Genomic DNA, 23,634 nt, shown 5'->3' with positions numbered 1-23,634 from the left:
TTTCTGTGGCGTATCGATTTTCCGCTGAGTCGGCAGCCGTCAGCAGCGGACACAGGTGCCAGGGCAGGGCACACCGTCATGAGTGCGGTTCTGCGCACTTCGGGGCGTGTTGGGCGAACAGTGCCGAGAAGACGCGACCGCCTCGCAGAGCCGCGGCGTCGCACTCCCTGTGACAGGTAACTCCCGTGGCCCCTGCGTGCTGTCAGGCTTCGGCGCGGCGGCCGTCCGGCGGAGGGGAGTCCTCGTACCGTGCCGCCTGCTGCTGAATGATCCGGACTTCACCAGGTTGCGCGAGCAGCGACCGGATTGATGTCACGGCGACGAAGTCCGCATAGTCGACGGCGCTGTAGTCCCCGTAGCGGAAGGGGATCTCCGAGTCGAGACGGTGCTGGGCGCGATGCCGAAAGCGCTTCTGCATGCCTTCGTCGAAAGTCAGCAGACCGAGTGCGGTGAGCTCTATATCGACGGGCAGCAACTGCCCCTGTGCGACACCGTCCTCGATGAATGCCACCACCCACCGCACGAGGCGATCGTAGTCACGCCAGAAGCCGGCGAAGGCGTCGGGCTGCTTCGCAGCGAGCTGTTCGATCTCGTTGAAATCCACCGGGGACAGACAGAGCTGCAGCGTGTCGTATCGCACCAGGCGGTAGAGCTTGAGCGCCGGAGAGTCCGGGACGGATTGCAGGCGGTCGATGAAGTCGAGAGACACCCGGTTGACGGCGAGAGTGGCCTGAAGGACCTGCTCCTTGCGCGGGAACCAGTAGTAGAGCGACTGCTGCTTCAGCCCCGCTGCCCGCGCGATCGCCGTCATGGTCGTTCCGGAGTACCCCTTCTCGGCGAACAACCGCGCCGCGACGGAGACGATCACATCGCGGGGCGGAGCGTCCGGCGACGGACCGGAGGTTCGTGGCCGCCCGACGCGGCGTCCACCACCGGCCGCCGCACCTGCCCCGTCGTCACTCTCCGGCTTCAATTACGCCTCTCCCACCAGGTCGGTCCGCGACACACCAGCGCACCGAGATCACGTACAGCTCGGGTCGGAGGCGGAGCTCCGGAGGAGGACATCTGTGCTGTCCCCGGCTCCGACGGTGATCTCAACGCCCCTACGGCCGGCATAGTACCTGTGCGGTGTGAAGCTCACGTTTCGGTGCCTGATGTCGGCCTTTGAGGGACTGAGGGGGCACGGCTCGCAGTTGTGGGGGGGCACGTGGCCGGCGCATCCGTAACCCTGCGTTGCCGTGAGCGCAACATCCAGGCTGTTTGCTCTCTGACGCCTGCCACCGCGGCTCGCGGGGCTTCACGCGCGCATCGTCACCGCCCCCGCCGCGCGGCCGGGCACTGTGTACGCCGTGCCCGCCCCCACCCCCCGCACGTCCGGCCCCCGCCCCGGCACTGGCGCCCCGCATGACCGGAGGACCCATGCCCGAGTACCGCCCCGCCGCCGACGCCCTGGTCGGCGTGTGGCAGCGTGCACTGCTCGTCCGGCCGGACGGAACCCGCGACGCGGAGACCAACGTCACCTGGGTCCAGGGCTCCTCGCTCTACGGCGACCTGCGCCAGCCCCCGGGGTATCCCCGCCACCGCGGGGTGCTGGGTCTGCACAACCTGGGTCAGGATCACCTTCTCTCGCTCGCCGCCCAGGAGGCGTTCGCCGGCGAGTTGCAGTACGGCGACGGCTTGTTCACCTGGCATCGCGAGATCGACTTCCAACCGCCCGGCCCTTTTCCCGACGTGGGGAGTCTCAACACGGCGGACGGCGCCCTTGTGGATCGAACGAGTCCGCACCCGGTCGACGGCGTCATCGTCGAGGAAGGGCGGTACGCGGCCTACCGTGAGCACTGGCAGGCGGGGGAACGAGATCGCACCGACGCCGCAGCCGCCCGGCTGCACGGACGGCTCGATGGCCTGGCAGGAATACTTGTCCGGGTGGGTTCGTGGTTCCTGTACGCCCGCGACCGCCACGAGCCTTTGACCGGCACCGAGAGCCTCGCGGACCGAGTACTCGGAGCCGCCTCGCTCGCCAGGGCACGAGAGCTGCTCGACTGTGAGGTCTCGCTGGGCCGGGTGGCGGACGGGCGTTGGCAGGTCCTGCGCTCCACGCTGCCGCATCGCGAGGGGCGCCCCTTCCCGATGCTGCCCACCACGGACGGAAAGGACTGTCTGTGCGTGCAGGACGTCGACGCCGGCGGCACTGTCGTCCCGCTGGTCTGGGAGATCGTCGATTGCGAAGGGCCGGGGTCTCTCCTCGCGGCGAGAGGGCCGTGCTAGAAAACACACCGCCGACGGTCGCAGCACTCTTTCTCCTGCGCAGTCGAGGACACCCCGGGCCGGAGTACTTCGAGCACCGCACTTACGGCGCGAACCGGCAGTTCGGGCGGCCCCGCACGGTCACAGGGACAGAAGCGCTTCGCCTTGCCGCCGGAGCTTGGGCAGGACGTGCTCGGGGCAGCCGGACACCCGCAGGGCCGCGTCGGCTGTGGCGGCAGCGAAGGTGACGACGTCACGGTGCGGCGCCTCACGGCGGATGAGGATGACACCCTCGATGAGACCGAAGACCAGGTCGGTGCGGATCTCCAGCTCCTCGGGCGGGAGTTCCACGCCGGGGCCGGTCGCCGCGAGCAACCGCCCGTAGGCGGCCTTGAGCTCAGCAGACCCGGTCCGAACTCGGACCAGCCGACCAGCAACAGCGGTCCGACGGCGTCACAGGCCGCCCGGCGAGCGGCGGATCTGTCACGTTCAGCGCCACGGTCATCACGCTGGAGAAAACCAGCAGCCGAGTCCGCCGCGCCGGGGCGCAGGCGTAGTGGTCGTGTCGGTCCTCGGACGCGCACAATACGCCCACGGGTGCTGGCCGACTCTCGGCCGGCACCGTCGCGTTGCCTGGGTCTGCGTCACTCGCAGCCCGAGCCGCTGACTCAGAAGTTCTCCACCAGCAGGGTCGCCAGCCACAGCAGTATCGCCAGCGTGGCGAGCAGGCCGATCGCCTGGACGACCCAGCGAGGAATCCTGTACATCGCGTCCATCCTCACCTCGGGTACTGCCTCCGTTCTACCCAGGTAGGCGACGTCGAACGTGGACCGGAGGTACTCGGCGGAGGCCCAGTAGGCCGTTGCACGCCGACCCCTCAGCAGTCCGGCGGCGGCGAGGACGAGGTTGCCATGAATTCCCCTGCCACGGCTGCGTAGTCAGTCGGTGGCGTGCCGCCCGGCGCGCCGCTGGCGGGGCACGACCGGCTTGGCGGGGGTGGTGAGCGTGAGCTGGCGGACGAGCTGCTGGAAGGAGAGCAGGGCGGTGACCGGTGGAAGGGCCGCCACCGCCATCGCGACGGGCGCCTTGGGGGCGTGGGCGACGCACAGGCACATCGCGACGGCGGAGAAGAGCAGCACCACGGCCCAGGAGTGCGCGGCGCGGCGGCGGTGCAGCGCGGCCCGCAGGATGGACAACGAGGCCACCAGCCACGGCCCGTAGACCAGCAGCGGCCACCATGCGGCCAGCCCATGGGCCCCGGGGGACGCCACGCGGCGCAGCGGGTCGTAGGCGACCAGCGCGCCGAGCACGCTCACCATGCCCACGATCACCGCGGTCAGCGCCGCGATGGACAGGCTCAGCACCTTCAGCCACGGCCTCTGGAACCAACGGGCGCACCGCACCAGCCTGTTGGGCCGCCGACGGGCACCGCGCTTCCGCGGGATCGGGGGCGCCGTGGAGACGGGTGCGGCGGGTGCACCGGTCTGGAGCAGCCGGGTCAGGTCCTGGTCGAAGTCCCACTCGGTGTGCAGGCCTTCGGGGACCGTGGGGTCGAGCACGTCCGCTCCGAAGGAGCCCGACTGATATCCAGTGCTGTCCAACCCGTCCTCGGGCTGGGGCCAGTAACCGCTCATGCCGTCACCGTGCCCTGCGGGCTCATCGTCGCCATGCACTCCCCAACGAGGGGAAAATTAGCTGGATACGCCCAATTTAAAAGCAATGTACCCATATTGATGCGCTTAGTTACTCATCGGATCTACGGCCCTGGTCGATGTGTGGTCGATCTCTCGTCCGAGGGGCAGATCACGAGGTCACTGCGGGCGAGGACCTTCGATGGGCAGCCCCGAACGGACCTCCCGTATCGCCGCTCGTAAGGGGTGAGTGCCAGAGTCGTACTAAGATTTCCGGCTTGTTACGGAGCTGGAGCCGGACAACCCCAGGCAGACCTGCGGGCCCGCCAGCGCCCCGGAGGTTTCCGGGAACGAGAGGCGAGGACGCGATGGCAGCCATACACGAGAGCAGTGCTCTCGGTGTGCTCGACGCAGAGATCCGCGAACAGTTCGGCGATACGGCACGTTTCTCCGCGGGTCCCGCGGCCTCTCCCCGCACCCTTGTCGACGTCTTCGAGGCCTCCGTCCGCTCGTATCCGGACGAGCTCGCTCTGGACGACGGGACCCGCCCCCTGACGTACCGGGCACTGGCCGTCGAGGTCGAGAACCTGCGGCGACGCCTGAGCACCGCCGGGGTCGGCCTCGGCGACCGGGTCGGCGTACGCGTCCCCTCCGGGACCAATGACCTGTACGTCGCCATCCTCGCCGTACTGGCCGCAGGCGCCGCCTATGTGCCCGTGGACGCCGAAGACCCCGACGAGCGCGCCGAGTTGGTGTTCGGCGAGGCCGGAGTGCGGGCGGTCGTCGGGGCCGGGCACGAGCTGACCGTCGGTGAGAAGAGCGAGACGCCCGCCGCGCGGCCCGGTACCGAGCACGACGCCTGGATCATCTTCACCTCCGGCTCGACCGGAAAGCCCAAGGGCGTCGCCGTCAGTCACCGCAGCGCCGCCGCCTTCGTGGACGCCGAGGCCGGGCTGTTCCTCACCGAGGAGCCGATCGGGCCCGGCGACCGGGTCATGGCCGGGCTGTCCGTCGCCTTCGACGCCTCCTGCGAGGAGATGTGGCTGGCCTGGCGATACGGGGCCTGTCTGGTACCCGTGCCGCGTTCCCAGGTGCGCAGCGGTGCCGATCTCGGGCCCTGGCTGGTGGAGCAGGAGATCACCGTGGTGTCCACGGTGCCGACGCTGGCCGCCCTGTGGGAGCCGGAGGCCCTCAACGACGTCCGGCTGCTGATCTTCGGCGGCGAGGCCTGCCCGCCCGAGCTCGTCCAGCGGCTCGTGACCGAGGGACGCGAGGTCTGGAACACGTACGGGCCGACCGAGGCCACCGTCGTCGCCTGCGCCTCACTGATGAGCGGCCAGGAGCCGATCCGGATCGGGCTGCCGCTGAACGGCTGGGAACTGGCCGTCGTCGACGAGGCCGGGGAGCCGGTGCCGATGGGCGGCAGCGGTGAGCTGGTGATCGGCGGGGTGGGCCTTGCCCGCTACCTCGACCCGGAGAAGGACGCGGAGAAGTACGCCCCGCTGGAGTCGTTGGGCTGGAAGCGTGCGTATCGCAGCGGTGACCTGGTCAAGGCCGAGCCGGAGGGGCTGGTCTTCCTCGGGCGGGCCGACGAACAGATCAAGCTCGGCGGGCGGCGGATCGAACTGGGCGAGGTGGACGCCGCGCTGCAGGCCCTCCCGGGTGTCCAGGGCGCGGCTGCCGCCGTGCGCAGCGCGCGCAGCGGCAACCAGCTGCTCGTCGGCTATGTGGTGACGCAGGACGGCTGGGACCACGCGAGTGCCGTCAAGAAGCTGCGTGCCGAACTGCCCGCGGCCCTGGTGCCGTTGCTCGCCCCCGTCGACGAGCTGCCGACGCGTACGTCCGGCAAGGTCGACCGGAACGCGCTGCCGTGGCCGCTCGAAGGCCTGGAGACCGGTGGTCCCGCCGAGCAGCTGTACGGCACCGAGGCCTGGCTCGCCGAGCAGTGGAGCGAGGTGCTCGGCATCCCGGTGGGCGGCGCCCGGGACGACTTCTTCGCGATCGGCGGAAGCAGCCTGGCCGCCGCCCAGCTCACCACCAGGTTGCGTACCCGCTACCCCAGCGCCGCCGTGGTCGACCTCTATCAGCACCCCGTGCTGCGCAAGCTGGCCCGGCATCTGGAGAAGTCCGCGCAGGGCGACGGTGCCGCCCGCGAGATCGCGCCGGTGCCGCTGCGGGCCAAGGTCGTTCAACTGCTTCTGCTCATCCCCCTGTTCACGGTCCTCGGGCTGCGCTGGACGGTGGCGCTTGCCGCGCTCGGCAACGTCCTGCACTGGTTCGGCGCGTACCCCTGGGCTCCTGAGACCTCGTGGTGGGCCGTCGCTGCCGGAGCGGCGCTGTTCTTCAGTCCGCCTGGGCGCCTCGCGATCGCCGCGGGCGGTGCCCGGCTGCTCCTGCGCGGAGTGCAGCCCGGCCGGTATCCCCGCGGCGGGAGCGTGCATCTGCGGCTGTGGACGGCGGAGCGGCTCGCCGAGTTCAGCGGGGCGACCGCGCTGACCGGGTCCTGGCTGGAGCGGTATGCGCGGGCGCTCGGCGCCAAGATCGGCCCCGATGTGGACCTGCACTCGCTGCCGCCGGTGACCGGCATGCTCAAGCTCGGCCGCGGTGCCGCCGTCGAGTCCGAGGTGGACCTGTCCGGGCACTGGCTGGACGGCGACCGCCTGGAGATCGGCACCGTCAAGGTGGGCGCCGGCGCGGTGGTCGGCACCCGCGGCATGCTCTTCCCGGGTGCCCGCGTCGGCAAGCGGGCCGAGGTGGCCCCCGGCTCCGCCGTGTCCGGTCACATCCCCACCGGTCAGCGCTGGGCGGGCGCTCCCGCCGTCAAGCTCGGCAAGGCGAAGCGGGACTGGCCCAAGGAGCGGCCGCAGAAGGGGACGTACTGGCGCGTGATGTACGGCGCGACCGGATTCGCCCTGAACGCCCTGCCGCTGGTCGCGGGCCTTGCCGCTCTCCTCGTGGCGAGCCTCTTCGTCTCACCGGACGCCGGGCTCGGCGGGGCACTGCGGGGCGCAGCGCTCGCGCTGGTGCCGGCGACGCTGGCCTTCGGTTGCGCGTACGCGCTGCTCCTGCTGGTCTCCGTACGACTGCTCAGTCTGGGCCTGCGTCCGGGCACGCATCCCACGCACAGCAGGATCGGATGGCAGGCCTGGACGGTCACGCAGCTGATGGACCGCTCCCGCGAGACGCTGTTCCCGCTGTACGCCGGCCTTGTCACGCCCGTGTGGCTGCGGCTGCTCGGGATGAAGATCGGGCGGGGCGCCGAAGTGTCGACCGTCCTCGCGCTGCCCACCCTCACGACGGTCGGCGAGGGCGCGTTCCTCGCGGACGACACACTGACCGCTCCGTACGAGCTCGGGGGCGGCTGGATGCGGATCGGGCGGGCGGAGATCGGCCGCCGTGCCTTCCTCGGCAACTCCGGGATGACCGCGCCGGGCCGCTCCGTGCCGGACGGCGGCCTGGTCGGCGTTCTTTCCGCGACGCCGAAGAAGGCGAAGAAGGGCAGCTCGTATCTGGGACTGCCGCCGGTGAAGCTGCCGCGGGCGACGAGTGACGGCGACCAGAGCCGTACGTACGACCCGCCCGCGCGGCTGCTGTGGGCGCGCGCGCTCGTCGAACTGTGCCGGATCGTCCCGGTGTTCTGCTCGGCCGCGCTGGCCGTGCTGACGGTGGCCGCGCTGAGCGTGCTGGGGGCATGGGCCTGGGCTCTCGCCGGTGTGGTGCTACTGGCTGCCGGTGCGGCTGCCGCGGTGCTGTCGATCGTCGCGAAGTGGCTGCTCGTGGGCCGGCACCGGACCGGTGAGCACCCGCTGTGGAGCGGCTTCGTGTGGCGCAACGAGCTGGCCGACACCTTCGTCGAGGTGGTGGCTGTGCCGTGGCTGGCCGGTTCCGTGCCCGGTACGCCGCTGATGCCGCTGTGGCTGCGCGGGCTCGGCGCCCGGATCGGCAAGGGCGTGTGGGTGGAGAGCTACTGGCTGCCCGAAACGGACCTGGTGACCCTTGAGGCCGCCGCCACCGTGAACCGCGGCTGCGTCCTGCAGACCCACCTCTTCCACGACCGGATCTTGCGGACGGATACTGTGGTCCTCCGTGAGGGCGCCACCCTGGGCCCGGGCGGAATCGTTCTGCCCGGCAGCACCGTCGGGGCGCGCAGCACACTGGGACCCGCATCCCTCGTCATGGCGGCGGAATCCGTTCCCGACGACACCCGTTGGCTGGGCAACCCGATCGAAGCATGGCGTTCCTAGGCGCGGCCCGTACAGCGCCCGGGGCGGGGGCACCGGCATGTCGTACGAGCACAGGGCAGGGAGCGGACACAGCAGTGGTTCAGCGGACAGTGGGAGCGGACCCGTACTTCCCGGCGAACGGGGACGTCCGCTACCGGGTGCACCGGTACGAACTCGCCCTGGACTACCGTCCCGGCCCCAACCGGCTGTCCGGCACCGCCCGGCTCAACGCCATAGCCGGCCGGGCGCCGCTCGCCGAATTCCTGCTGAACCTCGCCGACTTCAAGGTGGGCCGGGTCCGGGTCGACGGCAGGGCGCCGCACTACACGCACCGCGGCGGCCGGCTCCGCATCCGCCCGGCGAAGCCGATCCGGGCCGGGGCCGCCTTCACGGTGGAGGTGCACTGGTCGGGCAATCCAAAGCCGGTACGCAGCCCCTGGGGCGGGCTCGGCTGGGAGGAGCTGGAGGACGGGGCGCTGGTGGCCAGCCAGCCGGTCGGGGCGCCGTCCTGGTACCCGTGCAACGACCGGCCCGCCGACAAGGCCTCGTACCAGCTGTCGATCACCACGCCGTCCGCGTACTCGGTCGTGGCGGGCGGCCGGCTGCTGACCCGGACGACGAAGGCCTCGACGACCACCTGGGTCTACGAGCAGTCGGCGCCCACCTCCAGCTATCTGGTCGGGCTGTCCATCGGCAAGTACCAGACGGTGCTGCTCGGCGACCCCGGCCTCGGCGGTGTGCCGCAGGCCGGGCACATCCCGGCTCATCTGCTCACCCCGTTCTCCCGGGACTTCGCGCGGCAGCCCGCGATGATGGAGCTGTTCGAGGACGTCTTCGGCCCGTATCCGTTCGGTGAGTACGCGGTCGTCGTCACCGAGGAGGAGCTCGACGTCCCGGTGGAGGCGCAGGGGTTGTCCCTGTTCGGCGCCAATCACGTGGACGGGGCGCGGGGTTCGGAGCGTCTTGTCGCGCACGAGCTGGCGCACCAGTGGTTCGGCAACAGTGTGAGCATCGCCGACTGGCGGCACATCTGGCTGAACGAAGGGTTCGCGAAGTACGCGGAGTGGCTCTGGTCGGAGCGGTCGGGCGGGCGCAGTGCGCAGGCGCTCGCGGGCCTCGCCCACCGGAAGCTGGGCGGGCTGCCGCAGGACCTTCGACTGGCGGACCCGGGGCGCAAGTCGATGTTCGACGACCGGCTTTACGAGCGTGGCGGGCTGGTGCTGCATGCAGTGCGCTGCGCGCTGGGTGACGAGGCGTTCTTCCGGATGCTGCGCGCGTGGGCGGCGCTGCATCGGGGCGGCGCGGTGACGACGGAGGCGTTCACGCGGCACGTCGCGCGGTACGGGGACGCTCCGCTGGACGATCTGTTCTCCGCCTGGCTGTACGAGACGGCGCTGCCGCCGCTGCCGTCCGCCTCCGGCGTGGCGATTCCGGCTCGGCCGACTTATCCGCCGGGCGACGGGTGAGTGCTGGGCTGAACGGCCGGTTCGGATCCGCGGGTTCGTTGTGGCTGGTCCGTCGGGGTGCGGGCGCGTGAAGGCGCTGGCGTTCGCTTTTGGGGTCGCGGGGAACTGCGCGACCAGCCATGACGGACCCGTAGTCGCGACACCACGTGTCACCCCCCACCCCCTTGTGGGGGTCTGGGGCGGCAGCCCCCGTTTCGGGAAGGGGCGGGGCCCCGCGGCACAATGGGGCCATGTCCCGACGTGGTTCAGTGTCCCGGCGGCGGTCGCGTGGTCTTGCGGCGGATGCCGGTGGGTGCCCTTGCGGCCTTGGCGAGGCGTACGAGGAGTGTTGTGGTCGCTTCCACTCGGGTGCTCGGGGTGCGGCGACCGCTGAGGTGCTGATGCGGTCGCGGTACTGCGCGTTCGTGCGGCGCGACGAGGCGTATCTGCTGCGGACCTGGCATCCGCGGACCCGGCCGGCGCGCGTGGAGTTCGATCCTGGGATGCGGTGGACCGGGCTGGAGATTCTCGGTACGGGTGAGGGGTCGGCGTTCCACAGCACCGGGACCGTGACCTTCCGGGCCTCGTACGCCGGTGGCTCGCTGCAGGAGCGGAGCCGGTTCGAGCGGGTCGACGGGGCGTGGGTGTACGTCGACGGGGAGTTCCTCGAGTAGGCGGCTCAGGGCGCCAGTATGTCCAGCTCCTGCAGGGCGCCCACCGCGATCTCACGGGTCAGCTCCTCCGCGCGTGCCGCGTCGCGCTCCCGTACCGCCTCGGCGAGCTTGACGTGCAGGGTGACGGCGGCCGGGTCGGGGTCCCAGAACATGACCTGGTGGTGGGTGCGGCCCGTCAGGACCTCTGCGACGACGTCGCCGAGACGGGCGAACATCTCGTTGCGGGACGCGTTGAGGATGACCCGGTGGAACGCGACGTCGTGGAAGAGGTACTTCTCGAGCTGGTGGCCACGTGAGGTGGCGACCATGCCCAGGGCGCACTCGGTGAGTTCCGCGCACTCGTCAGGAGTGGCGTGCTGGGCGGCCAGGCCGGCGGCGACCGGTTCGACGGCGGAGCGCAGCACGGTGAGCGAGCGCAGCTGGCGCGGGCGGTCGGCGCCCGCGAGACGCCACCGGATGACCTGCGGATCGTAGACGTTCCACTCGGAGGTGGGGAGCACCGTCACGCCGACCCGGCGACGGGACTCGACCAGGTGCATCGACTCCAGGACCCGTACGGCCTCCCGCATAACCGACCGCGACACCTCGAAGCGCTGCGCCAGTTCGTCGGTGCGCAGCACGCTGCCTGGCGGGTACTCACCCGCGGTGATGGCAGGACCGAGGCTCTCCAGTACATGGCCGTGCAGCCCCCGGCCCGGTGTGCTCATGGGGTTCAGCCTACGAGGCGGCCCCCGAGGAGAAAAAGTCAGACTTTTATGCCACAGGCTCTTGAATTCGTATGACCAATGGGTTTCAGTGTCGTGCACGGATGCGGCACCCGGCATCGAACGCTCGATGTCCACCGTCGATGTCGACTGCTCGATGTCAGCCATCCGAACGAAGAAGAAGGCAGCGAGAACACGATGAATCAAGCGCGGTTCCCCCATGTCGTCGTGGTCATGGGCGTCGCAGGCACCGGCAAGACCACCGTCGGGCCCCCCATCGCCGACCGGCTCGGCGTGCCGTACGCCGAGGGCGACGACTTCCACCCCGAGGCCAACATCGCCAAGATGTCGGCCGGTACGCCGCTCACCGACGAGGACCGCCGGCCCTGGCTGGACGCCATCGGCCGGTGGGCGCACGAGCGGGCCGGTCTCGGCGGGGTGGTCAGCTGCTCGGCGCTGAAACGGAGTTACCGCGACCGCTTGCGGGCCTCCGCGCCCGGCGTCGTCTTCGTCCATCTCACGGGTGACCGCAAGCTCATCGAGGACCGGATGGCGCACCGCAAGGGGCACTTCATGCCGACGGCGCTGCTGGACTCCCAATTCGCCACCCTTCAGCCGCTCGAGGCGGACGAGGCGGGTGTCGCCGTGGACGTCTCCGGCAGTCCGGAGGAGATCGCCGAGCGGGCTGTGACCGCTCTGCAGGGCCTCGACCGGTAACTCCCTCGCCCAGTAACGCTCCGGGCCTCCCAAGCAGTAACTCCCCCTCCCCCCAAACCACTCAAGGAAGAGCACCGTGACCAGTCTCAGTGCCGAGATTCTGGCAGCGGACCCCGAGCCGATCACCTCGGCGGGTCATGCGCAGTTGGGCATTGCCGTTCTGGCGGGCATCGCCGTCATCGTCCTGCTCATCACCAAGTTCAAGCTGCACGCCTTTCTCGCGCTGACCATTGGGACGCTGGCGCTGGGCGCGATCGCCGGGGCGCCGCTCGACAAGGCCATCGCGAGCTTCAGCGCCGGCCTCGGCTCGACGGTCGCCGGCGTGGGTGTACTCATCGCCCTCGGCGCCATCCTCGGCAAGCTGCTCGCGGACTCCGGCGGCGCGGACCAGATAGTCGACACGATCCTCGCGAAGGCGGGAGGGCGTTCGATGCCGTGGGCGATGGTGCTGATCGCCTCGGTGATCGGGCTGCCGCTGTTCTTCGAGGTCGGCATCGTGCTGCTGATCCCGGTCGTCCTGATGGTGGCCAAGCGCGGCAACTACTCGCTGATGCGGATCGGCATCCCGGCCCTCGCGGGTCTGTCCGTGATGCACGGCCTGATCCCGCCGCACCCCGGCCCGCTGGTCGCGATCGACACGGTCAAGGCGGACCTCGGTGTCACTCTCGCACTCGGCCTGCTCGTCGCCATACCGACCGTGGTCATCGCGGGCCCGATGTTCTCGAAGTACGCGGCCCGCTGGGTGGACGTCCCCGCCCCCGAGAAGATGATCCCCCAGCGCACCTCCGACGACCTGGAGAAGCGTCCCGGCTTCGGCGTCACCATCACCACCGTGCTGCTGCCGGTCGTGCTGATGCTGGCCAAGGCGCTGGTGGACATCGTCATCGACGATCCCGAGAACACGGTGCAGCGCGTCTTCGACGTGATCGGCTCCCCGCTGATCGCGTTGCTCGCGGCCGTGATCGTCGGCATCTTCACCCTTGGCCGGGCGGCCGGCTTCACCAAGGACCGGATATCTACGACGGTCGAGAAGTCCCTCGGCCCGATCGCGGGCATCCTGCTCATTGTCGGCGCGGGTGGCGGTTTCAAGCAGACGCTGATCGACTCCGGTGTGGGTCAGATGATCCTGGACATCTCGGAGGACTGGTCGATTCCCGCGCTGCTCCTCGCCTGGCTGATCGCGGTGGCGATTCGGCTTGCGACCGGGTCCGCCACCGTCGCCACGATCTCGGCCGCCGGGCTTGTCGCGCCGCTTGCGGCCGACATGTCGACTGCGCACGCGTCTTTGCTGGTGCTGGCCATCGGGGCGGGTTCGCTGTTCTTCAGCCACGTGAACGATGCCGGGTTCTGGCTGGTGAAGGAGTACTTCGGCCTCGATGTCGGTCAGACGATCAAAACGTGGTCGGTGATGGAGACCATCATCTCGGTGGTCGCCGGGGGCGTCGTGCTGCTGCTGTCGCTGGTTATTTAGCGGCCATCGGCACCTCGGTGCGGGTGGGTGAGGGAGGGTTCCCTTCCTCACCCACCCGCCCCTTCCCGAAACCGGGGGCTGCGCTCCCAGGCCCCTGCCTCCGGCGGTGTGGGTGGGGTTCGTAGGCGGGCTGGTGCCTACCGGGTCGGGGTGTCGGGTTCGTGGGCGAGTGCGGGTTCGTTGTGGCTTGTCGCTCCCCCGCTCATGGGGGTACCCCCATCGCGGCGGAGCCGCATATGTCACAGCCCCGCGCCCCCGAAAAGCAAAAACCTGCGACTACCCGCAGCCCTGAGCCCGCGGCCCCACAACGTACCCGCAGCCGACAGAGCCCCCCCACTACGGACGCCAAAGCGAATGCTCCCGCTTTGCCCACTCACTGCTCACCGACCCCGTCCGCATCCCCCGCCGCGCCTCGGGATCCGCCAGTGCCATGCCGATGTGGCCGGCCAGGACGATGCCGATCGTCAGGGCCAGCCAGTCGTGGACGAACGTCGCGCTCGTGCGCCAGACGAGCGGCGTGAGATGCGTGAACCACATCATCAGCCCCGTACCGAGCATCACCAGCGTCGCCCCGGCGATCCACGCCGCGTACGTCTTCTGACCCGCATTGAACTTGCCGGCCGGACGCGAGGCGGCTCGAGTGTCACGCCGCAGAGCCGACCGCAGCCACACGCGGTCATGCGCCCCGAACCGGTTCAGCAACCGCAGGTCCGCGCGGAACGCGCGGGACGCGAGCCCCACCAGCACCGGAACCGGCAGCAACAGTCCGGACCACTCGTGCACCACGACCACCAGCGCACGGCGCCCGACCAGTTCCGCCAGCTGAGGCACGTAGAGGCAGGCGGCAGTCACCACGCACAGCGCCATCAACACAGCCGTCACACGGTGCACCCACCGCTCACCCCGACTGAACCGCCGCACCCGCGCGGAGCCGCCGGAGACGGCAGAGCCGGCGGGCTCGTCGGGGCGAGCCGGACCGGCCGGTCGCGCAGAGCCCGCCGCCGGCTCAGCCGCCGACGGAGTCTCAGGTGACTTCATCGTCACGTCCGTTCGAGCGTCCCACCCACGCGTCCACGTCGTAACCGCGCTTCTCCCAGTAGCCAGGACGGACGTCCGACGTGAGGGTGATGCCGGAGAGCCACTTCGCGGACTTGTAGAAGTACATGGGGGCGACATAGAGGCGGACGGGGCCGCCATGGGAGTGGGACAGGTCCTTGTCCTGCATACGGAGGGCGACGAGGACGTCGTCGCGGCGGGCCTGGGACAGCGTCAGGCTCTCCGAGTACGCACCGTCGAAACATGTGAAGCGCACCGCTCCGGCCGAGGACCGCACCCCAGCCGCATCAAGCAACCGCGACAGCCGTACGCCTTCGAAGGGTGTGTCCGGCACCCGCCAGCCCGTGACGCACTGGACGTCGCGGACCATCCGGGTCAGCGGCAGGGCGCGCAGCTCGTCGAGCGTGTACGTGGTGGGACGGTCCACCAGCCCGTCGATGGTGAGGCGGTAGTCGTCCTCGCCCTTCCTCGGGACGGACGAGGTGACCGAGTAGTAGCGGAAGCCGCCGCCGTTGGGCAGGAGGCCGGTCAGTCCGGTGGGGTCCTTGTCGGCGGCGCCGCCGAGGAAGGACTCGAGGCCGCGCTGGAGCGTGGGCGCGGCGGCCACGCCCAGCGCGCCGAGTCCGAGCGTACCGAGCAGGAGCCGCCGCCCTATGGGGCGGCCGCCCGGCTCTGGTTCCGATGCCATCGGTTGTTCCGAGTTCACCCATTGATTCGAGCACCCCCGCCCCCCGGAAAGCCAGGGATCAGGGGTGCCCGTCAGTAATCCGTAACCACTGGCCTCAGGAGCCGGACTCCGCCGCCTTGTCCAGCTGGAAGGCCTCGTTCCCGAGCCCGATGCGGGCGTGCGCCGCGGGGTTGCGGGCGCGCATCAGCAGGCCCTGGAGGAGGCCGAGGACGGCGGCCAGCACGATGCTGCCCGGCAGCACCCAGGCCAGCGCGGAGCCGGGGCCCGCGCCCACGAGTACGTCGACGTCCGTGATGGTGTAGAACGCGATGACCAGGAGCGCGACGCCCGCGACCGCGGACGCGGCCAGCCGCCAGGCCTGCGCACCGGCGGCGCCGCGGCGGACGAAGAACACGATGACCGAGAGCGAAGCCGTAGCCATGAGCAGGATGACGCCGAGCGCTCCGATGTTGCCGAACCAGGTGAACAGCTGCAGTACGGGCGCGGTCGGGTCACCGGTCGGCTTGTCGTCGGCCACCGCGAAGCCGGCCACGACGACCACGGCGACGACGGTCTGCAGGAGCGAGCCCGTGCCGGGGGCACCGCTCGTGCCCGCCGTGCGGCCGAACGTGGCGGGCAGCAGCCCCTCCCGGCCCATGGCGAAGGCGTACCGCGCGACGACGTTGTGGAAACTGAGCAATGCCGCGAACATGCCGGTCACGAACAGGACATGGAGGACATCCGTGAACGTCCCGCCGAGCCGCGACTCGGTGAGGAAGAACAGCAGCCCGGCACTCTGCTCCTGCGCGGTGCCCACAATCGCTTTGGGTCCGGCGGCGACGGTCAGCGCCCAGGAACTGAACGCGAAGAAGACGGCGACGAAGCCGATCGCGAGGAACATCGCGCGAGGAACCAGGATCTGCGGACGGCTGGTCTCCTCGGCGTACACCGGCGCCTGCTCGAATCCGGTGAAGGCCGCGATGCAGAAGCACAGCGCCGTGCCGACGCCCGCCCCGGTCAGCGTGTCGGGGTTGAAGGCGTGCAGCGACAGACCCTCCCCGGCGGGATCGGCGACGGCCGCGACGTCGAAGATCACGACGAGCGCCACCTCGATGAGCAGCAGTACGCCGAGCACGAGCGCGTTCACGTCGATCTTCAGCCAGCCGAGCACGCCGACGACCAGCGCGGCTGCCAAGGCGGGTATCCACCAGGCGACTTCGACTTCGAGATAGGTGGCGAACAGTCCGGACACCTCGAAGCCGAAGATGCCGTAGATGCCGATCTGGAGCGCGCTGTAGGCGGCGAGCGCGACAAGTGCGGCGCCCGCGCCCGCGGTGCCGCCGAGGCCGCGGGCGACGTACGCGTAGAAGGCGCCGGCGTTGTGGACGTGGCGGCTCATCTCCGCGTATCCGACGCTGAAGAGAACGAGCACCACTCCGAGGATGACGAAGAGCAGCGGCTGGCCGACGATGCCCATCACCGCGAATGCCGTGGGCATGACACCCGCGACCACCATGAGCGGGGCGGTGGCCGCGAGAATGGACAGAAGCAGGCCCGCCGTGCCGAGCCGGTCGGCGCGCAGCGCGCGCTCCTGCCCCTTGAAGGTGCTGATACCACCGCCGTCGGCTGCCGCTCTGCTCGCGCTCGAAGTGCTCGAGGGGTTCGAACTGCCCGTCGTCATCGCGGGATTGTCCTTTCGAATTTCAAGTTCGGATATCAAGTGCGGTCGTTTACAGGTCGCTTGCTACTGATCGCTGGTCACTGGTTTCACGCCGCGCCGAGCACGCTGTCGCGTGCGGCACGGAAGGCGGTGTACGGATCTCGATCGGGGTACGCCCACGGGGCCGGGGTCGCGTGCGGTCCGATGCGGTGGAACAGGGCGGCGGCCTCTGCGCCCCGGCCCTCGCAGAACTTGGCGTGGGCAAGGAAGTTGAGGTCGACGTTGCTGCGCGGATGGTCGTCGCGCTCCCATTCGAGCCACCAGTCGAAGGCGGCCTTCATCACCTGGCGGGCCCGGCGGCCGACCCAGTGCCCGGAAGCCACTGGGTCGGCGGGCTCCCAGCCGGCGGCGGCCAGCACGCGATAGCGCTCGGCGTGCGCGACGACCGGCAGGATCGCCAACGGAGAGTCGGCGGGCGCCTGTTCGGCGGACCAGCCTGCGAAGTCGTACACCTCGTGCAGCGGATCCTGGCCCACTCCCGGCCGGCGCTCGGCGAGCCGGGCGGTCATCAGGTGGTGGGCATGGTGGTGGTCGGGGTGACGATGGCGTACCTCGTCGAAGAGCCGGACCACGTCCTCGTCGCTGCCCAGGGTGCGCTCCAGCATCAGCAGGCCGAGCCAGGGCGTGGGATCGGCGGGCGCGAGGGCCACCGCGCTGTGGCAGGTCTCGCGCGCCCGGTCCGGCTTCTCCTTGCCGTTCAGGGCGCGTTGCACGGAGGCGACGGCGAGCAGCACGGCGGCGTCGGCGGACTCGGGTTCGGCGAGCAGCCAGTCGCGGGCCCAGGCCTGCGTACTGGACTCCTGCGCGAGCACGGTGACGCGATGCGCGCGGCGGTCCCAGTCGTCGCCGGTCGCCACGAGCAGCCCGCGTACGGCTGTCCATCGGCCCTGCGCCAACGCGGCCCGGGCTGTGATGAGTTCGGTGTCACCGAGAGCACTGTCGAAGGCATGGGCCGCGCGCTTGCGGCCGCGGCCGAGGGGTGGGGGTGGGGGTGGGGACACCGCTCGACTTCCTCACACGGCGGTCACATGAGCGACTGATCACGCACAGCCAACCTCCACCCAACGCTCACGTCAAGCCTGACAGGTTGCTTACTTGTGTCGAACACCTCCGGAAGGGGGCATCACAGGCCCGGAGTTGGGCGCCCGGGCCTCACCTCACCCCTCAACTCGCCCCTCAGCTCACCGACTTCGCCGCAGCGCGGCCCGCCGTCCGGCCCGAGAACAGGCAGCCGCCGAGGAACGTGCCCTCCAGGGACCGGTATCCGTGCACTCCTCCGCCGCCGAACCCGGCCGCCTCCCCCGCCGCGTACACGCCGGACAGCGGATCCCCGCCCTCCGTCAGCACACGCGAGGAGAGGTCCGTCTCCAGGCCTCCGAGGGACTTGCGGGTGAGGATGTTGAGGCGTACGGCGATCAGCGGTCCGGCCTTGGGATCGAGGATGCGGTGCGGGGAGGCCGTACGGATCAGCTTGTCCCCGAGGAACTTCCGGGCCCCTCGGATCGCCGTCACCTGGAGGTCCTTGGTGAACGGATTCGCGATCTCCCGGTCGCGCGCGGTGATCTCGCGGCGCAGGACGGCCTCGTCCACGAGCGGCTCCTTCGTGAGCGCGTTCATGCCGCGGACGAGCGCGCTCAGGTCCTTCTCGACGACGAAGTCGACTCCGTTGTCCATGAAGGCCTTCACCGGACCGGGTACGTCGGCTCGCGCCCGCACGAAGACGTCCCTGACGGACTTCCCGGTCAGATCAGGATTCTGCTCCGAGCCCGAGAGCGCGAACTCCTTGCCGATGATCCGCTGGTTGAGCACGAACCACGTGTAGTCGTGCCCGCTCTTCATGATGTGCTCCAGCGTGCCGAGCGTGTCGAAGCCCGGGAAGAGCGGCACGGGCAGTCGCTTGCCCCGCGCGTCCAGCCACAACGACGACGGGCCGGGCAGGATGCGGATGCCGTGGTTGTCCCAGATGGGGTTCCAGTTCTGGATGCCCTCGGTGTAGTGCCACATGCGGTCGCGGTTGATGTGGTGCGCGCCCGCGTCCTCGGCGATGCCGAGCATCTTGCCGTCGACGTGCGCGGGCACGCCGGCGATCATCCGCTCCGGCGGACTGCCCAGCCGCTCCGGCCAGTTGGCGCGTACGAGATCGTGGTTGCCGCCGATACCACCCGAGGTGACGATCACCGCCTGGGCCCGCAACTCGAAGGCACCGGTGACCGTGCGGCTGCTCTCCTGGCCCCGCTCGATGTCCGAGGGCTCGAGAACCTCCCCGGTGACCGTGTCCACCGTTCCCGCGCTTCGCGACAGTCCCGTCACCCGGTGCCGGAACTTCAGCTGGACGAGCCCGCCGGCCACCCCTGCCCGCACCCGCCGCTCGAAAGGCTCGACGAGTCCCGGCCCGGTCCCCCACGTGATGTGGAAGCGCGGCACGGAGTTGCCGTGCCCGTTCGCGTCGTAGCCACCGCGCTCGGCCCAGCCCACCACCGGGAAGAACCGCACGCCCTGGCCATGCAGCCAGGACCGCTTCTCACCAGCCGCGAAGTCGATGTACGCCTCGGCCCACTGCCGCGGCCAGTGGTCCTCGGGACGGTCGAAGGCAGCGGTGCCCATCCAGTCCTGGAGCGCCAGCGCATGGCTGTCCTTGATCCGCAGACGACGCTGTTCAGGCGAGTTCACGAAGAACAGTCCGCCGAACGACCAGTGCGCCTGACCGCCGATCGACTGCTCCGGCTCCTGGTCGAGAAGGATCACCTTGCGGCCCGCGTCGACGAGCTCCGCGGTCGCCGCCAGGCCGGCGAGGCCGGCCCCGATCACGATCACATCTGCGTCGTACGCCATGAGCAGGCCCTCCTCGGCTTGTTACTGGTCGGTCAGATCTTTGGGCAAGCGCGTGACCGAGTCAACCTGTTGCCTCCGGCGGTTGGGCGGGTTGGGTTCGTCGGGGGTCGGGGCCGCGGGCAGGTTCAGGATTCGTCGGGGCGCGGGCTTTTGCTTTTCAGGCGCGCGTGGCTGTGACATATGCGGCTCCGCCGCGATGGGGATCCCCCCGCTCATGGGGGTCCCCCCGCTCGAGCGAAGTCGAGAGTGAGGGAGAAGTCGAGAGTGAGGGAGGAGCCGAGAGTGAGGGAGGAGCCGAGAGTGAGGGAGCGACCGGCCACGACGCACCCGCAGCCGCCCCAGGAGCCCGAGGCCCCACCCCCCACAGGCACCCCGAACACATATAGGGTCCCAACGTGATCGAATTCGTGCGGAACGTCCGGGTGTGGTTCGCACCCGAGCGAATCAGAGAGGACGGCGGCACGCCGGACTACCGGTTCTCGCTCGCCAACGAGCGCACGTTCCTGGCATGGCTGCGCACCGCCCTCGCCCTGATCGGCGGAGGCTTCGCAGTGGATCAGTTCCTGCCGGATCTCCGATGGGGCTGGCGCGTAGGCCTGGCACTCGGACTGCTCGCCGCAGGTGTCCTGTGCTCGCTGCGCGCGGTGAACCACTGGGTCCGCTGCGAGCGCGCGATGCGCAGGGGCGACGACCTGCCCGTATCCCGCTTTCCGGCCCTGCTGAGCGTCGTGATCGCGATCGTCGCCGTCGCGATGGTCGCGGTCGTGCTCTTCGGCTGGAAAGGCTGACAGCGACGTGACCGCCCCCGACCGGGACCCCCAGGACACCCGGGACCCCGGCCTGCAACCGGAACGCACGCGGCTGGCATGGCGCCGTACGACCCTCGCCGGCACCGTCGTCGCCGTACTGGCCGCCAGAACCGCCCTCCAATCCGGCCCGACAGCCGCAAGGGTCCTCATCTGCGCCTTGTGCGCAGCACTCTGGCTGGGCTTCCTCACCGTCGCCCATCACCGCATCCGCGCCCTGACGACCACCGAGCGGAGCGGCCCCGCGGCGCTCACCCCGAAGCACGCGACCGCCGCCGCCCTGTACACCGTGGCCCTGGCCGTCTGTGCGGCGGCGCTCGTCCTGTGAGCAGCCGGGGAGCAGACCCGTTCGCGTACATTCGCCCAGGCCGGGTAGCCAACAGCAGACCCCGTGCGTTCGAGACCCACGAGAGACCGATCACGTTTCGCCGCCGCACTGGACGACATACCGACCGGTCGGCATCATGATGAGAATCCCATACACCGGCGTACGGAGGAACACGATGAGCCCGGACCACCCGCCAGGTCTTGATCTTGACCGACTGCGCGGCCTGCTCGATGCCGAGCGGCCCGGTCTGGTCCACGGCCCACTGACGGGCCGGCTGATCGAGGGCGGACGGTCGAACCTCACGTACGCCGTGACGGACGGCAGCGCGAAGTGGGTCGTCCGACGGCCTCCGCTGGGCCATGTGCTGGCCACCGCACACGATATGAAGCGCGAGCACCGGGTGATCAGCGCGCTGCACCCGACGGACGTGCCGGTGCCGCGTCCGGTGCTGCTGTGCGAGGACGAGGATGTGCTGGGCGCACCGTTCTACGTCATGGACTTCGTGGAAGGCACGCCGTACCGGACGGCCGAGCAGCTCGCCCCGCTCGGCCCGGAGCGCACCCGCGACGCGGTGCTGAGCCTCGTCGACACGCTGGTCGAACTGCACGCGGTGGACCCCGTCGAGGCGGGACTGGCGGACTTCGGGCGCCCTGAGGGCTTCCTGGACCGACAACTGCGGCGCTGGGGAAAGCAGTTGGACGCCTCCCGCAATCGGGAGCTGGCCGGGATCGACGAACTGCACGCCGCGCTCGGACGCGAGCTGCCGCACTCCCCCACGGCCACGGTCGTGCACGGCGACTACCGCCTGGACAACGTACTGATCGGGGAAGGCGACCGGATCACCGCCATCCTCGACTGGGAGATGTCGACGCTCGGCGATCCGCTCACGGACCTCGGGCTGCTGGTGATGTACAGCAACCCGCTGGGCGCGCCCGACTCTCCCGTGTCCACGACCGCCGAGGCCGCCGGGCATCCGGAGCCCGCCGAACTGATCGAACGGTACGCCGCGCGCTCGGGGCGCGACGTGTCCGCCGTCGCCTGGTACACGGCGTTCGCCTGGTTCAAGCTGGCCGTGATCCTTGAAGGCATCCACTACCGCTACACGCTCGGCCAGACGGTCGGCGCGGGCTTCGACCGCATCGGCGAGCTGGTGCCCGTGTTCATCGAGCACGGCCTGACCACCCTTCAGGAAGGCTGACCAGCAATGGACTTCGCTTTCGACGCGCGCACCGAGGAGCTGCGCGCCAAGCTGCTCGCCTTCATGGACGAGTACGTCTATCCGGCCGAGACAGTCGCCCATGAACAGCGGGCCAAGCTCGCCTCGCCGTGGGACACCCCCGCTGTCGTGGAGGAGTTGAAGGCCGAGGCGCGACGGCAGGGGCTGTGGAATCTCTTCCTGCCGGACACCGAGTACGGTGCGGGGCTGACGAATCTCCAGTACGCGCCGCTCGCCGAAATCACCGGCCGTTCCCCGCACTTGGCGCCGACGGCGACGAACTGCGCGGCGCCCGACACGGGGAACATGGAGGTGCTCGCCCAGTTCGGAGACGAACAGCAGAAGAAGCAGTGGCTTCAGCCGCTGCTGGCCGGCGAGATCCGCTCGGCTTTCGCGATGACGGAACCCGACGTGGCCTCCTCCGATGCCACGAACATCACCACGCACATCGAGCAGGATGGTGACGAGTACGTCATCACCGGCCGCAAGTGGTACATCTCCGGGGCGATGAACCCGGACTGCAAGATCTTCATCGTGATGGGCAAGACGGACCCGGACGGGACCGACATCCGCCGTCAGCAGTCCATGGTGCTGGTGCCCCGCGACACCCCGGGCGTCGTGATCCGCCGCGCGATGCAGGTCTACGGCTACGAGGACCACTCACACGGCGGGCACGCGGAGGTCGTCTTCGACCAGGCGCGGGTCCCCGTGAGCAATCTGATCGGCGAGGAGGGCGGCGGCTTCGCCATCGCCCAGGCGAGGCTCGGTCCGGGCCGTATCCACCACTGCATGCGGCTGATCGGCATGGCGGAACGGGCCATCGAGCTGATGTGCCGACGAGCCGTCTCACGCACCGCCTTCGGCAAGCCGCTCGCCCAGCAGGGCGTCGTACAGAACTGGATCGCGGACGCGCGCGTGGCCGTCGAGCAGCTGCGGCTGCTGGTCCTGAAGACAGCCTGGATGATGGACACCGTAGGCAATCGCGGTGCGCACACCGAGATCCAGGCGATCAAGATCGCGACTCCGCGCACGGTCGTCGACATCCTCGACAAGGCCGTTCAGCTGCACGGCGCGGGTGGCGTCAGCCAGGACTTCCCACTGGCCGAACTGTGGGCGAGCGCCCGCACGCTGAAGCTCGCCGACGGTCCGGACGAGGTGCACCAGCGGTCGCTGGCGCGCCGGGAGATCAAGCAGTATCTCTAGTCCCTCAGGGGCGCAGAGCCCGCAGCAGCAGGTCGGCGAGATGGTCGGCCACCTGCTGCGGGCTCAGCGGCCCGTCGGGGCGGTACCACGTGGACAGGTGGTGGACGGAGCCGAAGTGGTAGTCCACCACCAGGTCGGCGGGCGTCGCCTTGGAGAAGACGCCCGACTCCTGGCCCTCCTCGATCAGGGCGCGGAAACGTTCGTGGTAGCGGCGGCGCTCGGCGCGCACCTGTTTGTTCTTCTCGGGGCTGAGGTGGTGCATGGAGCGCCAGAAGATCGACGCGTCGTCGAGGTTGTCGATCGTCGTGACGACCACGTCGGCCGCGGCACCCCGCAGCCGCTCCTCCACGGGTGCGTCGGCCTCCGCGAAGGAGTCCAGTCGCTCCTGCTGCAGGCGCAGCACGCGCGCGTACACCTCGTGCAGCAGATCGTCCTTGGAGCCGAAGTAGTGGTACAGCGCGCCTTTGGTGACGCCCGCCGCCTCGACGATCTCCTGCACCGAGGTGCGGTCGTATCCCTGCTCGGCGAAGAGTCTGGTGGCGGCCGCCAGGAGCCGCCTCGGGACGGGCGTACCGTCCCCGTCCATCGTCCTGGGCACCGCCGCCACCTGCCTTTCCGAAGGTCACCAACCGTTGTCCGTGCTGCCCGCGATGACCTTACGGGCAGCAGCTCCCGCCGGAGGATCTTCCCACTG

The 23,634-nt window shown here is 70.0% G+C and carries 19 protein-coding genes and 1 pseudogene; 10 read left to right on the top strand and 10 right to left on the bottom strand.

The annotated features are described in order from the left end of the window. Positions 1 to 202: 202 nt before the first annotated feature. Entirely contained in the window at positions 203 to 973 is a 771-nt protein-coding gene (locus ACFYO0_RS16700) for a TetR/AcrR family transcriptional regulator (protein ID WP_388675822.1), read from the bottom strand. Positions 974 to 1,404: 431 nt separating this feature from the next. Here ACFYO0_RS16700 and ACFYO0_RS16695 point away from each other — a divergent pair, with 431 nt between their 5' ends. After that, the gene (locus ACFYO0_RS16695) at positions 1,405 to 2,268 is read left to right on the top strand and encodes a hypothetical protein (RefSeq protein ID WP_388675820.1); all 864 of its coding nucleotides are present in this window, start codon (positions 1,405 to 1,407) and stop codon (positions 2,266 to 2,268) included. 120 nt (positions 2,269 to 2,388) lie between these two features. Here the strand turns inward: ACFYO0_RS16695 and ACFYO0_RS16690 are convergent. Both ACFYO0_RS16690 and ACFYO0_RS16685 read right to left on the bottom strand, forming a co-directional pair. Further along, positions 2,389 to 2,649: pseudogene (locus ACFYO0_RS16690) on the bottom strand (TetR/AcrR family transcriptional regulator); the annotation flags it as partial. Between the two features lie 536 nt (positions 2,650 to 3,185). Beyond that, positions 3,186 to 3,881, bottom strand: a complete 696-nt coding sequence (locus ACFYO0_RS16685; RefSeq protein ID WP_388675817.1) for a DUF2637 domain-containing protein — start codon at positions 3,879 to 3,881, stop codon at positions 3,186 to 3,188. 365 nt (positions 3,882 to 4,246) lie between these two features. Here ACFYO0_RS16685 and ACFYO0_RS16680 point away from each other — a divergent pair, with 365 nt between their 5' ends. From ACFYO0_RS16680 to ACFYO0_RS16670, 3 genes are all read left to right on the top strand, one after another. Then, a complete protein-coding gene (locus tag ACFYO0_RS16680; protein WP_388675814.1) occupies positions 4,247 to 8,122 on the top strand; it encodes a Pls/PosA family non-ribosomal peptide synthetase in 3,876 nt (1,291 codons plus the stop codon). Positions 8,123 to 8,211: 89 nt separating this feature from the next. After that, a complete protein-coding gene (locus ACFYO0_RS16675; protein WP_388676569.1) occupies positions 8,212 to 9,567 on the top strand; it encodes a M1 family metallopeptidase in 1,356 nt (451 codons plus the stop codon). A gap of 230 nt (positions 9,568 to 9,797) precedes the next feature. Beyond that, positions 9,798 to 10,220: a YchJ family protein gene (locus ACFYO0_RS16670; RefSeq protein WP_388675812.1), complete on the top strand. Its 423-nt coding sequence runs from the start codon at positions 9,798 to 9,800 to the stop codon at positions 10,218 to 10,220. 5 nt (positions 10,221 to 10,225) lie between these two features. Here ACFYO0_RS16670 and ACFYO0_RS16665 read toward each other — a convergent pair whose 3' ends face one another. Next, positions 10,226 to 10,927 carry a FadR/GntR family transcriptional regulator gene (locus ACFYO0_RS16665; protein WP_388675810.1) on the bottom strand — a complete coding sequence of 234 codons (702 nt, stop codon included), beginning with the start codon at positions 10,925 to 10,927 and terminating at the stop codon, positions 10,226 to 10,228. A gap of 195 nt (positions 10,928 to 11,122) precedes the next feature. On the opposite strand from ACFYO0_RS16665, the gene ACFYO0_RS16660 reads away from it, so the two are divergent. Together ACFYO0_RS16660 and ACFYO0_RS16655 are read left to right on the top strand one after the other, a co-directional pair. Continuing rightward, positions 11,123 to 11,641: a gluconokinase gene (locus tag ACFYO0_RS16660; protein ID WP_388675807.1), complete on the top strand. Its 519-nt coding sequence runs from the start codon at positions 11,123 to 11,125 to the stop codon at positions 11,639 to 11,641. 76 nt (positions 11,642 to 11,717) lie between these two features. After that, on the top strand, positions 11,718 to 13,112 hold the full coding sequence (locus tag ACFYO0_RS16655; protein ID WP_388675805.1) for a gluconate:H+ symporter: 1,395 nt from the start codon (positions 11,718 to 11,720) through the stop codon (positions 13,110 to 13,112). A 336-nt stretch (positions 13,113 to 13,448) separates the two neighbouring features. Here the strand turns inward: ACFYO0_RS16655 and ACFYO0_RS16650 are convergent, their stop codons facing one another. The 5 genes from ACFYO0_RS16650 to ACFYO0_RS16630 all read right to left on the bottom strand — a co-directional run bounded on the left by ACFYO0_RS16650 (position 13,449) and on the right by ACFYO0_RS16630 (position 19,387). Further along, the gene (locus tag ACFYO0_RS16650) at positions 13,449 to 14,150 is read right to left on the bottom strand and encodes a cytochrome b/b6 domain-containing protein (RefSeq protein WP_388675802.1); all 702 of its coding nucleotides are present in this window, start codon (positions 14,148 to 14,150) and stop codon (positions 13,449 to 13,451) included. Then, positions 14,137 to 14,856 carry a molybdopterin-dependent oxidoreductase gene (locus tag ACFYO0_RS16645; protein ID WP_388675799.1) on the bottom strand — a complete coding sequence of 240 codons (720 nt, stop codon included), beginning with the start codon at positions 14,854 to 14,856 and terminating at the stop codon, positions 14,137 to 14,139. Before ACFYO0_RS16645 ends, ACFYO0_RS16650 begins: the two co-directional genes overlap by 14 nt. Positions 14,857 to 14,950: 94 nt before the next feature. Further along, positions 14,951 to 16,516, bottom strand: a complete 1,566-nt coding sequence (locus ACFYO0_RS16640) for an APC family permease (RefSeq protein WP_388675796.1) — start codon at positions 16,514 to 16,516, stop codon at positions 14,951 to 14,953. Between the two features lie 86 nt (positions 16,517 to 16,602). Continuing rightward, entirely contained in the window at positions 16,603 to 17,556 is a 954-nt protein-coding gene (locus ACFYO0_RS16635; RefSeq protein ID WP_388675794.1) for a hypothetical protein, read from the bottom strand. 175 nt (positions 17,557 to 17,731) lie between these two features. Continuing rightward, positions 17,732 to 19,387, bottom strand: coding sequence for an FAD-binding dehydrogenase (locus ACFYO0_RS16630; protein WP_388675792.1), 1,656 nt, complete (start codon positions 19,385 to 19,387; stop codon positions 17,732 to 17,734). Between the two features lie 395 nt (positions 19,388 to 19,782). On the opposite strand from ACFYO0_RS16630, the gene ACFYO0_RS16625 reads away from it, so the two are divergent. The 4 genes from ACFYO0_RS16625 (at position 19,783) to ACFYO0_RS16610 (ending at position 22,940) form a co-directional block, all read left to right on the top strand. Next, on the top strand, positions 19,783 to 20,175 hold the full coding sequence (locus ACFYO0_RS16625) for a YidH family protein (protein WP_388675789.1): 393 nt from the start codon (positions 19,783 to 19,785) through the stop codon (positions 20,173 to 20,175). A gap of 7 nt (positions 20,176 to 20,182) precedes the next feature. Continuing rightward, positions 20,183 to 20,521, top strand: a complete 339-nt coding sequence (locus tag ACFYO0_RS16620) for a DUF202 domain-containing protein (RefSeq protein ID WP_388675786.1) — start codon at positions 20,183 to 20,185, stop codon at positions 20,519 to 20,521. A gap of 175 nt (positions 20,522 to 20,696) precedes the next feature. Continuing rightward, positions 20,697 to 21,719, top strand: coding sequence for a phosphotransferase family protein (locus tag ACFYO0_RS16615; protein WP_388675783.1), 1,023 nt, complete (start codon positions 20,697 to 20,699; stop codon positions 21,717 to 21,719). 6 nt (positions 21,720 to 21,725) lie between these two features. Next, entirely contained in the window at positions 21,726 to 22,940 is a 1,215-nt protein-coding gene (locus ACFYO0_RS16610) for an acyl-CoA dehydrogenase family protein (protein ID WP_388675781.1), read from the top strand. 4 nt (positions 22,941 to 22,944) lie between these two features. Here ACFYO0_RS16610 and ACFYO0_RS16605 read toward each other — a convergent pair whose 3' ends face one another. After that, a complete protein-coding gene (locus tag ACFYO0_RS16605; protein WP_388675778.1) occupies positions 22,945 to 23,538 on the bottom strand; it encodes a TetR/AcrR family transcriptional regulator in 594 nt (197 codons plus the stop codon). Positions 23,539 to 23,634 lie beyond the last annotated feature (96 nt).

Origin of the sequence: Streptomyces sp. NPDC006365 (genome assembly GCF_042870755.1) — a bacterium.
GTDB classification, from domain to species: domain Bacteria; phylum Actinomycetota; class Actinomycetes; order Streptomycetales; family Streptomycetaceae; genus Streptomyces; species Streptomyces xiangluensis.
Note: the sequence above shows the minus strand (reverse complement) of the source record. Positions and strands in the feature narration are given on the sequence as shown.

Bases quoted from the DNA above. Each gene is read 5' to 3' on its own strand.
- ACFYO0_RS16680 (WP_388675814.1), top strand. From the start codon at position 4,247: ATGGCAGCCATACACGAGAGCAGTGCTCTCGGTGTGCTCGACGCAGAG.
- ACFYO0_RS16610 (WP_388675781.1), top strand. From the start codon at position 21,726: ATGGACTTCGCTTTCGACGCGCGCACCGAGGAGCTGCGCGCCAAGCTG.
- ACFYO0_RS16665 (WP_388675810.1), bottom strand. From the start codon at position 10,927: ATGAGCACACCGGGCCGGGGGCTGCACGGCCATGTACTGGAGAGCCTC.
- ACFYO0_RS16670 (WP_388675812.1), top strand. From the start codon at position 9,798: ATGTCCCGACGTGGTTCAGTGTCCCGGCGGCGGTCGCGTGGTCTTGCG.
- ACFYO0_RS16650 (WP_388675802.1), bottom strand. From the start codon at position 14,150: ATGAAGTCACCTGAGACTCCGTCGGCGGCTGAGCCGGCGGCGGGCTCT.
- ACFYO0_RS16695 (WP_388675820.1), top strand. From the start codon at position 1,405: ATGACCGGAGGACCCATGCCCGAGTACCGCCCCGCCGCCGACGCCCTG.
- ACFYO0_RS16640 (WP_388675796.1), bottom strand. From the start codon at position 16,516: ATGACGACGGGCAGTTCGAACCCCTCGAGCACTTCGAGCGCGAGCAGA.
- ACFYO0_RS16685 (WP_388675817.1), bottom strand. From the start codon at position 3,881: ATGAGCGGTTACTGGCCCCAGCCCGAGGACGGGTTGGACAGCACTGGA.
- ACFYO0_RS16630 (WP_388675792.1), bottom strand. From the start codon at position 19,387: ATGGCGTACGACGCAGATGTGATCGTGATCGGGGCCGGCCTCGCCGGC.
- ACFYO0_RS16645 (WP_388675799.1), bottom strand. From the start codon at position 14,856: ATGGCATCGGAACCAGAGCCGGGCGGCCGCCCCATAGGGCGGCGGCTC.
- ACFYO0_RS16660 (WP_388675807.1), top strand. From the start codon at position 11,123: ATGAATCAAGCGCGGTTCCCCCATGTCGTCGTGGTCATGGGCGTCGCA.
- ACFYO0_RS16615 (WP_388675783.1), top strand. From the start codon at position 20,697: ATGAGCCCGGACCACCCGCCAGGTCTTGATCTTGACCGACTGCGCGGC.